Below are 13436 nucleotides of genomic sequence, written 5' to 3'. Positions count from 1 at the left end.
AACGAGGCGCCGTCGGGGTCGCTCCTCGACGGCGCCTCCCCATGCCCACTTGACAGAATTCTCTACATATCAGTTGGGCGATGGTGGTGGTTGGGGTCGGAAGGGGGTGTACCACCACCAATCGGCGCGTTCGCCGGTCGGCCCGGGGCACCGACATTCACGTCAGGGACAAAAGCTTCGCGGAATTTGTCCCTGTGGTCAGTCTCGGTGATCGCGCAAGCTGATTCGACACCGAAAGTCCCGCTGGCCGTTCGCCGAGAACTACAGAAACCGGCTCCTAAGCTCGAACCGAGCACTCCTACTTCACATAGGCGACGGGGTGGACTGCCGGCGGATCGGGCAGCGGCTCGGATTGGTAGGCGTCGCGGATGCCCTCGATGTAGTGCAGGCACCGCGGCGTCAATCCTTCGGCGGTCTGCATCCGGCCTTTGGTCACCAGGATCCCCAGATCGGCGCCCTTGAACCGGTAATCGCCTTCGCCATAAACCCTGAGGAAGAAGGCTTCGTCCTCGCCGGTGATGTCGTGCCAGTCATTGACCACTTGAGCGAAGGTCAGCACACCGTCGTCGTCGAGGTGCCAGGTCCCGGTCTTCGGTGCGGCCAGGATCCTCTCCACAGTCTTGTTCGGTTCCTTCATGATCAGCTGGGACCACACGTCGACCGCGGCGAGGTCACGCCACCGGTCGTTGATCTCCTCGACGTTGATCGTGTAGTCCACGTCCATGAACTCGAGGAGGTGGAACAAGAACAGCGGTACGTCGGCGTAGGCCCCGGCGGTCACGTTCGTCATCGACGAGGCGCCCGAGATGCGCGGGTTGATCTCACCCAGGTACACCTCGTCGGTGTCGAGGTCGATGAGCACATCGATCTCGAGGAAGCCGCGGTAGCCCTCCTTGGCCAACCGGTCCCCCATCTTGCGGACGTGGCTGATCGCGGTGGCGCGCTGCTCATCCGAAAGCGCTTCAGGGAACAGGTCGTTGCCGCACCACCCACCCTTGTAGGGCGTCAGTTCCGGATATCCGGTCAGGTCGGTCATGAACGGTCCCACGATGGTGCCGTGCTTGGTGATACAGGCCTCCACAGCGGCGGCCTTGTTGTTGATCCGCTTCATCACCTTGAGTTCCTGGCCGACCATGTCGGCGGCGTCCTTGTCCCAGTCCGCCTTCGACTTGATGAAGAACGTGGTCTTGCCGGAGTCGCCATAGGGCGTCTGCACCACCAGATCCGAGCCCAGCCGCTGTTTGCCTGCCAGACGACGGAGTTGCGTGTAGTTGTTCGCCTTGCCGAGCACGTTGGGTACCGACGGCGCGCCGGCCTCGTTACCCAGCTGAGTGGTGACGATCTTCGAGTCCAGCCGTCGCCGCAGTGAATCCGGCGGCAGGATCAGCTTGTAGCCGAGCTCTTCGCAAATCTGCTCGGTCTCCTCGTCAAAGAACACCATCGCGACCATCGGCGTGCCGCCGCGCCGCTTCAGATAGGCCCGCACCTCGGGGTCGCGCAGCAGATAGTTGTTGATGTGTTCGCTGGACTCGAACTCGACGTAGGGCTTGTTCTTCGGCGCGAACACCCGCGGATGCGCGCCGTCCCAAGAGTCGTAGTAGGTGATGTATTGGAAATTGCGCACCCAACGGTCGATGCCGAGCAGATTGAAGGCCGTCGGGCCGACGAAGTAGATCGGCTGCGTGTTGGTGCGGAAGAAGGTACGGATCTCAGAGATTCCGTTGAGGGTCTTGCCGCCGAGCGGGCCCTTGCGCGCGGTCGCCTTGGTCGCCTTCTTGGCAGCGGCGGCCTTGGTGGTCCGCCGCACCGGCGTCTTTTTCGCAACCGCCTTTTTCGCAACCGCCTTCTTCGCCGCAGTCACCTTCTTCGCGGCGGGCGCTTTCTTGGCCGCAGTCTTTTTCGCGGCAGACTTGGCAGCAGATTTGGTCGCGGCGCTCTTCTTGGCCGCCGCAGCAGTTGCGGTGCCCTTGTTCGCGGGAGCGGTACGGGCCGGTTCCCGCTTGGCCGCCGGCGCCTTCTTGGCGGCCGCTTTGCGCACCGGCGGTTTCGTGACCTTCTGCGCCGCAGGCGCTTTCGCAGCTTTACGCGCCGCGGGTGCTTTGGCGGCCTTGCTCGCCGTAGGAACCCGTTTCGCCATTGCAACCTCCCGCATCGCCAGCCGGCTTCGATTCACATGTGACGGACGCTCAGACTAAGACGAACACGGCGCCGTGGGCGGACATTCGGCAGAACCGTTCAACACTGGCCCGGATTGCCGGCGCCGGAACGCCGCGTCATGCCCGAGACGATGCCGGGCAGACGGTGTTTGTCCCCCATCCGCTGGCGGCCGCTCAGCGCCCCTCCGACCGCGTCGAACGCCCGCAGGGTGTCCTGCATGAAGCGGGGTTGTTGGGCCTGCGGCCACGTCGAGAACTTGACGCAGACGGTGCGGGTGCGCCGGCTGACGTGAATCATCTGCCCGTGAATTCCCAAGCAAAGCAACACATCTCCAAACAAACCCGGACGGAACCACAACTGATTGCGATACCACCCGCCCGGCATCGACACCTCGTTCGGCGATTCGATGAAAACCGATCGGGCGTCGGCGTCGACGGCCCAGGCCTCCCTCAGCCACCGCGGCCCGATCACGGTGCGTACCCCGTCGTCGCCGTCTTCGGGAACCACACCGCCGTCCAGGAGCAGCTGACCGAAGCGCGCCAGATCGCGCGCGGTAGCACACAGCCCACCGTCATGGATCGCGGTACCGACTGTGTCGCACAGTATCTCGGCATCGAACTCGGCACCCATCGGTTGCCAGATCAGCGTCGAGATCAACTCGGCCATGGGTGTGCCCGATACTCGCTCACACACCCAGCCCAGTACATCGGATTCCGCTGAGCGGTACAAAAAACGTTGTCCGTGCGCAGTCTCGGCCGACAACCCGACCAGATACTCGTACAGCCCCCGCGTTCCCAACCAATCGCTGAGTAGCCGAACCTCGGACTGCGGGTCGGTGTAGTCCTCACGGAACCGCACACCACTGCGCATGTCGAGAATGTCGCGGACCGTCGCACCGGCGTAGCCACTGCCCGCCAGTTCACCGACGATGTCGACGACAGGCCGGCCGACGTCGAGGAGCCCGCGGTCCGCCAGTACGCCGGCCACCGCGCCCACCACGGACTTGGTGATCGACATCGTCGCGTGAGGGCGGTCGGCGGCCCCCTCCGAGCCGTACCATTCGGCGACCAGCCCACCGTCCTGCAGCACCACGTACGCGTCGGTGTAGGTGTCCGCCAACACATCGGCGACCGTGGCCTCTTCGCCGTTGGATCGAATAACGTTGACCTGCAAGGGATCAAGGGCCTCGACCGCAGGCAACGCGCGGACCGGACCGGTGCCGCGAAGTATGGGCTGCGTCGGCAAGATATCTTCGATATGCCAGTACGCCCACCGGTTGAACGGCGGTTGCTGCCAGTTGTCGGCGTTAACCTCCACAGGCCGATCGTAGGCGAGAGCACGCATGATTCCTCCGTTCCGGCAGTACCATCTCCTGCCATGCGCGACCAGGCCGAGCCCATGACGGGGTTCCCACCGGCATCCGAAGATCAGGTCACCATCGCCAACTGGCAGGAACCGCACTATCTGCGGTGGGCTTTCCAGCACCTGCGTGAGCTGTTGCCGACGCACCGCATCTCGGCCGGTGCACACTGCACTTCACTGCCGAAACACCAAGCCCCGCTGAGCGACCCAACGATCATGTGGCCCGGCGGCGGAGAGGTCACCGCATCGGAGGTGTTCGCCGCGACCCACACCGACGGGCTGCTGGTGCTGCGCGACGGACACATTGTCGCCGAGCAATATCTCGGCGCGATGACCGAATCGAGCAGGCATCTGCTGATGTCGGTGTCCAAGTCGCTCGTCGGATGCGTCGCAGGCATCCTGGTCGAACGCGGCGCCCTCGACCCGGACGCACCGGTCACCGAATACGTACCCGAGGTCGCCGACTGTGGGTATGCCGGAGCGACACTGCGCAACGTCCTCGACATGCGGACGGGCGTCGCGTTCCGTGAGGCGTACACCGCACCCGACTCCGAGGTGCGACAGATGGAACGTTCGGTGGGATGGGCTCCGCTGCAGCCTGACGATGTCGTCGGCGGATATGCCTACCTACGTCAGATCGGTTCCGGCGGCCCGCACGGCGGCGAGTTCACCTACCGGTCCTGCGACACCGACATGCTCGGCTGGATGTGCGAACGCGCCGCGGGCGTCCGCATGGCCGACCTGATCTCGACGTTGATCTGGCAGCCCATGGGGGCCGAGTACGACGCCGAGGTGGTCTGCGACGCGGTGGGCACCGCCGTACACGACGGCGGAATCTGCGCGACCCTGCGCGATCTCGGCCGCTTCGGTCAGCTGATTCTCGACGACGGAGTCGCCCTCGACGGCCAGCGGATCGTCCCTGCCCGCTGGCTCGCCGAGACTTTCGATCCCACACCAGATGTCCGGGAAGCGTTTGCCCTCACCGACAACGAGCCGATGCTGCCGGGCGGTTGGTACCGCAACCAGTTCTGGTTCTACCGCAAGGCGACCGGACCGGTGCTGCTGTGCCTGGGCATCCACGGCCAACTCGTGTACGTCGACCGGGCATCACGCACCGTCGTCGTCAAGATGTCGTCGTGGCCCGCAGCGCAGGACGCGACGTACCTTGCCGCGACACTGCGCGCCTGCGCGGCGCTGGCCGTTTAGACGGAACGTCTATCGCCGCACAGGTGACTGGCCAATTCGGCAGCTGTGCAAATTGCGCACCCCTCGCATACTGATCCGGATCGTGAACTGAATCACATCGGAGGGTCGATGACTGACACCGTCGTTCGGACGTTTCACCCACTTGATCCACTGGGCCCGGAGGAATTCCGGAAGGTTGCCGCCATCGTGCGGCGCGACCGTGGCGTGGACGACCGGTGGCGGTTTGCCTCGATCGAACTCGTCGAACCCGACAAACAACAGCTCGCCGCATACGACACGACCGGTACGGCACCGGAGCGCCGCGCGCTGGTCGTGTGCTTCCACCGCGACTCCAACAGCACCTACAAGGCCACCGTCTCGCTCACCGACGATGCGGTACTGACCTGGACCCATCTGCCCGGTGTGCAGGCCAACTTCACTGTCGACGAATGGGACGAGTGCGACCAGGCCATGCGCACCAACCCCGACGTGATCGCCGCGTTGGCCCGCCGCGGTGTCACCGACATGGACATGGTGTTCATGGACGTCTGGACCTACGGCGACATCCTCATCCCGGAGCGGTACAAGGGCAGGCGACTCGGCTGGACCGACACCTGGCTGCGCTCCCCGGGCGGCGCCAACATCTACGCACACCACCTGCGTGGATTCCACTGCGTCGTGGACATGAACACGATGGAGCTGTTGGAGATCGAAGAGGGCGAGCCGATCGACATACCGGAGGTGATGGCCGAGTACAGGCCCGCCAACCTCCCTGCGCAACTACGCGAGTCCAGCACCCGCCCACCGCTGAAGCCCCTGGAGATCACCCAGCCCGAAGGCCCGTCGTTCACCCTGGACGGCAACCTGCTGCAATGGCAGAACTGGTCGCTGCGAGTCGGTTTCAACTACCGCGAGGGGATGACGCTGCACACGGTCAGCTACAACGACCACGGCCGGGTACGGCCCATCGCGCACCGGATGTCGCTGGCCGAGATGGCGGTCCCCTACCGCGACCACTGCCCGGATCACTACCGCCGCACCGCTTTCGATATCGGTGAGTGGGGCATCGGGTTCATGACCACCTCGCTGGAGCTGGGCTGCGACTGCCTCGGTGAGATCCGCTACCTCGACGCGGTGTTGCACGACACCAAGGGCGAACCGTACGAGATCCGCAACGCGATCTGCATCCACGAGGAAGACAACGCGGTGCTGTGGAAGCATGTCGAGCACGGCGGCAGCGCCGACGTCCGCCGCATGCGCAGGCTCACGGTGTCGAGCCACATGACCGTCGCCAATTACGAATATCTCGTGTACTGGCGGTTCTACCAGGACGGCAACATCGAATGTGAGATCCGCGCAACGGGTTTGATGGTCACCACACATCTGCGCGACGGTGAGGAGTACCCGCACGGCACACTGGTGGACACCAACACCTACGCGCCGTTCCACCAGCACTTCATCACCGCCCGGCTCGACCTCGACGTGGACGGGGCCGACAACACCGTCTATGCCACCGAGACCGAGATCGAACCGATGGGGCCGGACAACCCGTACGGATTGTCCCTGCGGCAGAAGAACACTGCGCTGCGTACCGAGTCGGAGGGCAAGCAGGACTACAACTGGCACACCCAGCGGGCCTGGAAGGTGGTCAACGAGAACACGACCAACGGCCTCGGCACCCACCCGTCCTACAAGCTGGTGCCCGGCGCCGCCTTCCCCGCGATGTTCGACCCGGCCTCGCCCATCTTCCGGCGGGCAGAGGCCATCGCCCACACACTGTGGGTCACCCCGAACAGCCCCGACGAGCGCTGGCCGTCAGGCGAATTCGTCAACCAGAGCGGCCCGGGCCTCGGCCTGCCGGAGTGGACTGCGGCCAACCGGCCGATCGATAACACCGACGTCGTGCTCTGGTACACCTTCGGCATCCATCACATCCCGCGGCCCGAGGAATGGCCGATCATGCCGGTGGACGCCGTCTCCTTCTGGCTCAAACCGGCCGGCTTCTTCGACCGCAATCCGGCTCTCGATGTGGAGCCGACCCCACCTTCCGCCTGTCACCACCCTCACTGATCGGAGTCATCATGTCGGACAAGAAAGTCATCCACAACATCATCAACGGAGAAATCCAGACCGCCTCAGACGGCCAGATGATGGACATCGTCAACCCGTCCACCGGCGAGGTGTTCGCCTCGGCGCCGAATTCGTCTGCGGCGGATGTGGATCTGGCGTTCCAGGCGGCCGGTAAGGCATTCGAGACCTGGCGCTGGTCCACGCCCAGCGAGCGGCAGCGGGCGCTGCTCAAGCTCGCCGACGTGATCGAGGAGAACGCCGACGAACTCATCGCCATCGAGTGCGAGAACACCGGTAAGCCGGTCTCGTTGACCGCGTCGGAAGAGATTCCGCCGATGCTCGATCAGATCCGGTTCTTCGCAGGCGCCGCCAGGGTGCTGGAGGGGCGCTCGCAGGGCGAATACATGCGCGGTCACACGTCGTCCATCCGGCGTGAGCCGGTCGGGCCGGTGGCTCAGGTCGCGCCGTGGAACTACCCGATGATGATGTCGGTGTGGAAGTTCGCCCCGGCGCTGGCCGCCGGGTGCACCGTGGTGCTCAAGCCGTCGGACACCACTCCGGCATCGTCGTACTGGATGGTCGAGAAGATGCAGGAGATCTTCCCGCCCGGGGTGTGCAACCTGGTCTGCGGAGACCGGGACACCGGTGCCGCACTGACCGCGCACCCGGTACCCCAGCTGGTGTCGATCACCGGGTCGACCCGCGCCGGTGTCGCGGTCGCCACGAGCGCCGCGCAGGACCTCAAGCGGGCTCACCTCGAGCTCGGCGGCAAGGCTCCCGTGGTGGTGTTCAACGACGCAGACATCGCCGCGGTCGTCGAGGGCGTCACTGCCGCAGGCTATTTCAACGCTGGCCAGGACTGCACGGCCGCCACTCGGATGATCGTCCAGGAAGGTATCTACGACGAACTGCTGGCGGCCATGACCGAATCAGTCGCCGCCACCAAGACCGGGTACGACCCGAACGACGAAGACATCCTGTTCGGGCCGATCAACAATCCCAACCAGTTGGCCCACGTGTCGGGCCTCGTGGAACGTGCACCCGAGCATGCCCGGGTGCTCGCCGGCGGCAAGAAGAAAGAAGGGGCCGGCTTCTTCTTCGAGCCCACGCTGATCGCCGACCTGCGCCAGGACGACGAGCTGATCCAGACCGAGATCTTCGGACCCGTCGTCACCGCGCAGAAGTTCAGCACCGAAGACGAAGCGCTGGCATACGCCAACGGCACCGAATACGGGCTGGCCTCGTCGGTGTGGACCCGCAATGTCGATGTGGCAGCGCGGATGTCGGCCCGGCTGGACTTCGGCTGCGTGTGGATCAACACCCACATCCCGCTGGTCGCCGAGATGCCGCACGGTGGTTTCAAGCACTCCGGCTACGGCAAGGACCTGTCGATGTACGGGCTTGAGGATTACACCCGCATCAAGCACGTGATGCACTACCACGGCTTCGAGGGATAGCCGGCAGCCGGCTAGGTGTCGAATGGCCAGTTGTTGCACGCTTTTCCGCACTTCGCGGGTGACAACTGGCCATTCGGCCGCAGAGAGCAGAGATCAGGCGAGGCGGGCGACGGCCGCATCGATGCGTTCGTCGGTGGCCGTCAACGCGACCCGCACATACTGCGCACCGGCCGGGCCGTAGAACTCGCCGGGCGCGACCAGGATGCCGCGTTCGGCCAACCACGCGAGCGTGTCGCGGCACGGTTCACCGCGGCTGGCCCACAGGTACAGCCCGGCCTCGGAATGCTCGACCGGGAACCCGGCCGACCGCAGAGCCGGCAACAGCACCGCGCGGCGACGCGCATACCGATCCCGTTGCACGGCTTCGTGTTCGTCGTCGTCGAGGGCCGCGACCATCGCCGCCTGCACCGGCGTCGGGACGATCATGCCCGCGTGCTTGCGCACCGCCAGCAACTCGGCGACCACGGCAGGGTCCCCGGCGACGAACCCTGCGCGATAGCCCGCCAGGGACGATGTCTTGGACAGCGAGTGAATGGCCAGAAGCCCGGTGTGATCACCGTCGCTGACAGACGGGTGCAGCACGCTGACCGGGTCGGCTTCCCAGCTGAGCCCGAGGTAGCACTCGTCGGAAGCGACAAGGACGCCGCGTTCACGTGCCCACGTCACCACCTTGCGCAGGTGGTCGACACCCAGCACACGACCGGTCGGATTGCTGGGCGAGTTGAGGAAGATCAGGGCAGGCACCTGCGGCCCGAGCTGGGTCAGCGCGTCGGCCCGAACCACCTGCGCTCCCGCCAGGCGCGCCCCGACTTCATAAGTGGGATAGGCCAGCTCGGGAACCACGACTGCGTCACCGGAACCGAGGCCCAGCAGGGTCGGGAGCCAGGCGATCAACTCTTTGGTTCCGATGACCGGCAGGACGGCGTCGGGCGCCAGATCGGTGATGCCGTAGCGGCGCCGCAAGGCAGCCGTCGCTGATGCTCGGAGCGCGGGCATACCAGCGGTGGCCGGGTACCCGGGCGAGGCACTCGCCGACGCGAGCGCCTCCCGGATCAGCGGGGCCACCGGGTCCACCGGGGTCCCCACCGACAGGTCGACGATGCCGTCGGGATGCGAACGGGCGCGGGCCGTCACCTCGGCCAGGGTGTCCCAGGGGAACTCCGGCAGAGCGGCCGAGCGCGGTGTACGCGCCACGTCAGAGCGGGACGGGAACGGCAGGATCAGTCCTCACCCTGCGGGGGAAGATCCTTGATGGCCTGCGGATCGTTGTCGGTCATGCCGACCTTGGACGCACCGCCCGGCGAGCCCAGCTCGGTGAAGAAATCCGCGTTGCTCTGCGTGTAGCTGGCCCACTGGTCCGGCACATCGTCTTCGTAGTAGATGGCCTCGACCGGGCAGACCGGTTCGCATGCACCGCAGTCCACGCACTCGTCGGGGTGGATGTACAGCATGCGTCCGCCCTCGTAGATGCAATCGACAGGGCATTCCTCGATGCACGCCTTGTCTTTGACGTCGACGCAGGGTTCGGCAATGACGTACGTCACTGATGTGTCTCCTGTCCAGTGGGCTGCTGGTCGGGCTCGGTCGGGACTCGTGATCCCGCGCGCCAGTATGCGTTACACATTCCGGCACGCTCGTCTCAGTGTGTCCTAACTTCGCGCACCACAGTTAAGGGTGGCGCGCGGTTACTGATACTAAACGTTGCAGATACAGCTCGACCAGTCGCCACGCCTATGCACTCCACCCCAGTGCACCCAGTTGCATAGGACCAGCGGTCCCACCTAGGCTCCGGGCATGGCCCTCCCCCACGCCATCCTGGTGTCGTTGAGTGAGCAGTCCGGTTCGGGCTATGAGCTGACCCGCCGCTTCGACAGGTCGATCGGCTACTTCTGGGCGGCCTCCCACCAGCAGATCTACCGAACCTTGCGGGCCATGGAGAACGACGGCTGGGTGCATGTCACCCCCGTCGTGCAGTACGGCAGGCCGGACAAGAAGGTCTACACCGTGTCCGACGCCGGACGCGCCGAGTTGGCCCGCTGGATCGCCGAACCCCTGCCGAAACCCCCGGCCGGCAGGGCCGGCTCGACGGCGGACACCCGCACGCGCGATCTGGCCGTGAAGGTCCGGGGCGCGGCCCACGGCGATATCGCCGCACTGCGCGAGCAGATCGCGGCGCTGCGCTCCGAGCGGGCCGCGTTGCTCGACACCTACCGCGGCTACCAGAAGCGGCAGTTTCCCGATCCGGCGGCGCTGCACGGCAGTGCGCTGCACCAGTATCTGGTGCTGCGCGGCGGCATGCGTGCCGAGGAGAGCTCACTGGAGTGGCTTTCCGAAGTTCTGGAAGCCCTGAGTCCTGTCGTTCCGGAAGGATCCCGATGAGCTATCCGAACCTGTTGTCACCGCTGGACCTCGGCTTCACCACCCTGCGCAACCGGGTGGTGATGGGCTCGATGCACACCGGTCTGGAGGACCGTGCCCGCGACACCGACAGGCTGGCCGAATATTTCGCCGAACGGGCCCGCGGCGGCGTCGGGCTGATCATCACCGGTGGCTACGCTCCCAACCGGACGGGCTGGCTGCTGCCGCTGGCGTCGCAGCTGGTGTCGTCGGACGAGGCACGCAGGCACTGCCGCATCACCGGGGCGGTGCACGAAGCCGACGGCAAGATTCTTCTGCAGATCCTGCACGCCGGACGCTATGCGTACCACCCGTTTTCGGTCAGCGCATCGTCGATCAAGGCCCCCATCAACCCGTTTCGCCCCCGGGCGCTGCGCATCGTCAGTGGCACGATCGACGACTTCGTGCGCTGCGCGCTGCTCGCCCGAGAGGCCGGCTACGACGGTGTGGAGATCATGGGCAGCGAGGGCTATCTGCTCAACCAGTTCCTGGCGCCGCGCACCAACAAGCGCACCGACGCCTGGGGCGGCACCCCCGAGAAGCGCCGTCGTTTCCCGGTCGAGATCGTTCGGCGGGTGCGCGAGGCCGTCGGCACCGACTTCATCGTCTGCTACCGGATGTCGATGGCCGACTACGTCGAGGACGGTCAGAGCTGGGACGAGATCGTCGCGCTCGCAACCGAAATCGAGGCAGCCGGTGCGACGATGATCAATTCTGGCTTCGGCTGGCATGAAGCCCGCGTGCCGACGATCGTCACGTCGGTGCCCAACGCGGCATTCGTCGGCATCAGCAGCGCAGTCGCCGAACACGTCGCCATCCCCGTGGTCGCGTCCAATCGGATCAACATGCCGCAGGCCGCCGAACAGATCCTGGCCGACACCCACGTCCAGCTGATCTCGATGGCGCGGCCGCTGCTGAGTGATCCGGACTGGGTGAACAAGGCAGCCGCCGACGCCGCCGACGAGATCAACGCCTGCATCGCCTGCAACCAGGCCTGCCTCGACCACGCTTTCGTCCACAAGAACGTGTCGTGCCTGCTCAATCCGCGGGCGGGGCGCGAAACGTCATTGGTGCTCGGCCCGACGCGGCGCGCACGGTCGGTGGCCGTCGTGGGCGCGGGCCCGGCGGGGTTGGCCACCGCGGTCAGCTCCGCCCAGCGCGGCCACCGGGTCACGCTCTTCGAGGCGGGCAGCGTGATCGGCGGGCAATTCGACTTGGCCAGAAGGATTCCCGGCAAGGAAGAGTTCAACGAGACGATCCGCTACTACACCCGGATGCTCGACAAGCACGGCGTCGAGGTGCGGCTGGGGACCCGCGTGGGCGTCGAGGCACTGACCGGATTCGACGACGTGGTGCTCGCGACCGGGGTGACGCCACGGTTGCCCGACATCCCCGGCATCGACCATCCCAAGGTGCTCACCTATGCGCAGGCCATCACCGGGGCACCGGTCGGCGCGTCGGTGGCCGTCATCGGTGCGGGCGGGATCGGATTCGACGTCAGCGAGTTCCTGACCACCGACGTGTCGCCAACCCTGAATCTCAAAGAGTGGAAAGCAGAGTGGGGCGCGGCCGACCCCCAGGAGGCGCGCGGCGCGCTCACCACCCCGCTGCCTGCACCCGCGGTTCGCGAGGTGTACCTGCTGCAACGCACCAAGGGTCCGCAGGGCCGCACGTTGGGCAAGACCAGCGGCTGGGTGCACCGTGCCTCGCTGAAAGCCAAAGGCGTACACCAGCTTTCCGGGGTCAACTACGAGCGCATCGACGACGAGGGCCTGCACATCAGCTTCGGACCCGACCACTCCGACGCGCGGGTACTGGCGGTGGACAGCGTGGTGATCTGCGCCGGTCAGGAATCGGTGCGCGATCTCGAAGAAGGATTGCGCCGAGGCGGTATCGAGCCGCACATCATCGGCGGTGCCGCGCTCGCCGCCGAACTGGACGCCAAACGGGCCATCAGACAAGGCACGGAATTGGCCGCGCGGCTATAGCGGTCGGGCCCGCGCGGCCGGCAAAACTCCACCGGCGTGACGCTGGGGGCGTCACGCCGGTGGTCGGTGCGGGACGAGTCAGGCCTGCTTGAGCGCCTCGATCTCGAGGGTGATGGTGACCTTGTCGCCGACGACGGTGCCACCGGTCTCCAGCGGCAGCTCGATGTCGATGCCGAAGTCCTTGCGGTTCAACACGACCGAGGCCTCGAAGCCGGCCACCGGCCCCTGGCCCATACCCGGGTTGACGCCGTTGTACTCAAGCTTCAGCGAGACGGGCTTGGTCACGCCTTTGAGGGTGAAGTCGCCATCGACGACGTAGTCGTCGCCGTCGCGCCGGACACCGGTCGAGGCGAACGTGGCCGTCGGGTGGTTCTCGGCGTCGAAGAAGTCGGCGGACCGCACGTGCGCGTCGCGCTGCTCGTTCCGGGTGTTGATCGAGTTGACGTCGATGGTGGCGGTCACCGACGGGGTGCCGTCCTCGGCCACGACGATCTCGCCGCTGAAGGTCTCAAAGCTGCCGCGAACCTTGCTCACCATCAGATGCCGGACAGAGAAGTTGATCGAAGAGTGCACCGGGTCGATGGCCCAGGTGCCGGCGGTCAGATCAGTGGCGGTTGCAGCGGTCATGATGTCTCCTTGGTCTGGAATGCCGGTCGTTCCGGCGCCTTCGTCAAACATAACCGGACTACGGTCCGCATGCATTCCCGGGTTCGCGAATTTTTTTCCGGCCGCCTCCCGTCGGCTCCGCGAGCGTGCGTGTTTGTCCCTCGACACGCCGCAAAATCCCAGCATTTGGCCACGCTCAGCGCGCGTGAGCGTG

General features: G+C 65.8%; 10 protein-coding genes and 1 pseudogene. 5 read left to right on the top strand and 6 right to left on the bottom strand.

All coding sequences use genetic code 11. From position 1 onward, the window contains the following. Positions 1–69: 69 nt before the first annotated feature. The 3 genes and pseudogenes from BST13_RS40060 to BST13_RS36680 all read right to left on the bottom strand — a co-directional run. A pseudogene (locus BST13_RS40060) lies at positions 70–147 on the bottom strand (hypothetical protein); the annotation flags it as partial. Positions 148–298: 151 nt separating this feature from the next. Then, complete coding sequence (locus BST13_RS36685; protein WP_425437105.1) at positions 299–1861, bottom strand: biotin carboxylase; 1563 nt, start codon at positions 1859–1861, stop codon at positions 299–301. A gap of 374 nt (positions 1862–2235) precedes the next feature. Beyond that, entirely contained in the window at positions 2236–3474 is a 1239-nt protein-coding gene (locus BST13_RS36680) for a serine hydrolase domain-containing protein (RefSeq protein ID WP_158087266.1), read from the bottom strand. A 60-nt stretch (positions 3475–3534) separates the two neighbouring features. Between BST13_RS36680 and BST13_RS36675 the strand changes: the two genes are divergently transcribed. The 3 genes from BST13_RS36675 to BST13_RS36665 all read left to right on the top strand — a co-directional run bounded on the left by BST13_RS36675 (position 3535) and on the right by BST13_RS36665 (position 8231). Then, positions 3535–4725 carry a serine hydrolase domain-containing protein gene (locus BST13_RS36675; protein WP_211296278.1) on the top strand — a complete coding sequence of 397 codons (1191 nt, stop codon included), beginning with the start codon at positions 3535–3537 and terminating at the stop codon, positions 4723–4725. A 108-nt stretch (positions 4726–4833) separates the two neighbouring features. Then, positions 4834–6774: a primary-amine oxidase gene (locus tag BST13_RS36670; RefSeq protein ID WP_083170895.1), complete on the top strand. Its 1941-nt coding sequence runs from the start codon at positions 4834–4836 to the stop codon at positions 6772–6774. A gap of 11 nt (positions 6775–6785) precedes the next feature. Further along, positions 6786–8231, top strand: a complete 1446-nt coding sequence (locus BST13_RS36665; protein ID WP_083170893.1) for a gamma-aminobutyraldehyde dehydrogenase — start codon at positions 6786–6788, stop codon at positions 8229–8231. Positions 8232–8324: 93 nt separating this feature from the next. On the opposite strand, the gene dapC is transcribed toward BST13_RS36665, so the two are convergent. Together dapC and fdxA are read right to left on the bottom strand one after the other, a co-directional pair. Continuing rightward, a complete protein-coding gene (gene dapC / locus BST13_RS36660; protein ID WP_083170891.1) occupies positions 8325–9425 on the bottom strand; it encodes a succinyldiaminopimelate transaminase in 1101 nt (366 codons plus the stop codon). 26 nt (positions 9426–9451) lie between these two features. Continuing rightward, on the bottom strand, positions 9452–9775 hold the full coding sequence (gene fdxA / locus BST13_RS36655) for a ferredoxin (protein WP_083170889.1): 324 nt from the start codon (positions 9773–9775) through the stop codon (positions 9452–9454). A gap of 250 nt (positions 9776–10025) precedes the next feature. Here fdxA and BST13_RS36650 point away from each other — a divergent pair, with 250 nt between their 5' ends. Beyond that, complete coding sequence (locus BST13_RS36650; protein WP_083170887.1) at positions 10026–10610, top strand: PadR family transcriptional regulator; 585 nt, start codon at positions 10026–10028, stop codon at positions 10608–10610. Continuing rightward, complete coding sequence (locus BST13_RS36645) at positions 10601–12616, top strand: NADPH-dependent 2,4-dienoyl-CoA reductase (protein WP_211296279.1); 2016 nt, start codon at positions 10601–10603, stop codon at positions 12614–12616. Before BST13_RS36650 ends, BST13_RS36645 begins: the two co-directional genes overlap by 10 nt. 78 nt (positions 12617–12694) lie before the next feature. Here BST13_RS36645 and BST13_RS36640 read toward each other — a convergent pair whose 3' ends face one another. Then, positions 12695–13243 carry a YceI family protein gene (locus BST13_RS36640; protein WP_083170900.1) on the bottom strand — a complete coding sequence of 183 codons (549 nt, stop codon included), beginning with the start codon at positions 13241–13243 and terminating at the stop codon, positions 12695–12697. Between the last annotated feature and the right edge of the window lie 193 nt (positions 13244–13436).

Source organism: Mycobacterium aquaticum (assembly GCF_002086485.1).
Taxonomy (GTDB): domain Bacteria; phylum Actinomycetota; class Actinomycetes; order Mycobacteriales; family Mycobacteriaceae; genus Mycobacterium; species Mycobacterium aquaticum.
This window is presented reverse-complemented; position numbering and strand designations above follow the sequence as displayed.

Bases quoted from the DNA above. Each gene is read 5' to 3' on its own strand.
- BST13_RS36670 (WP_083170895.1), top strand. From the start codon at position 4,834: ATGACTGACACCGTCGTTCGGACGTTTCACCCACTTGATCCACTGGGC.
- BST13_RS36650 (WP_083170887.1), top strand. From the start codon at position 10,026: ATGGCCCTCCCCCACGCCATCCTGGTGTCGTTGAGTGAGCAGTCCGGT.
- BST13_RS36675 (WP_211296278.1), top strand. From the start codon at position 3,535: ATGCGCGACCAGGCCGAGCCCATGACGGGGTTCCCACCGGCATCCGAA.
- BST13_RS36665 (WP_083170893.1), top strand. From the start codon at position 6,786: ATGTCGGACAAGAAAGTCATCCACAACATCATCAACGGAGAAATCCAG.
- BST13_RS36640 (WP_083170900.1), bottom strand. From the start codon at position 13,243: ATGACCGCTGCAACCGCCACTGATCTGACCGCCGGCACCTGGGCCATC.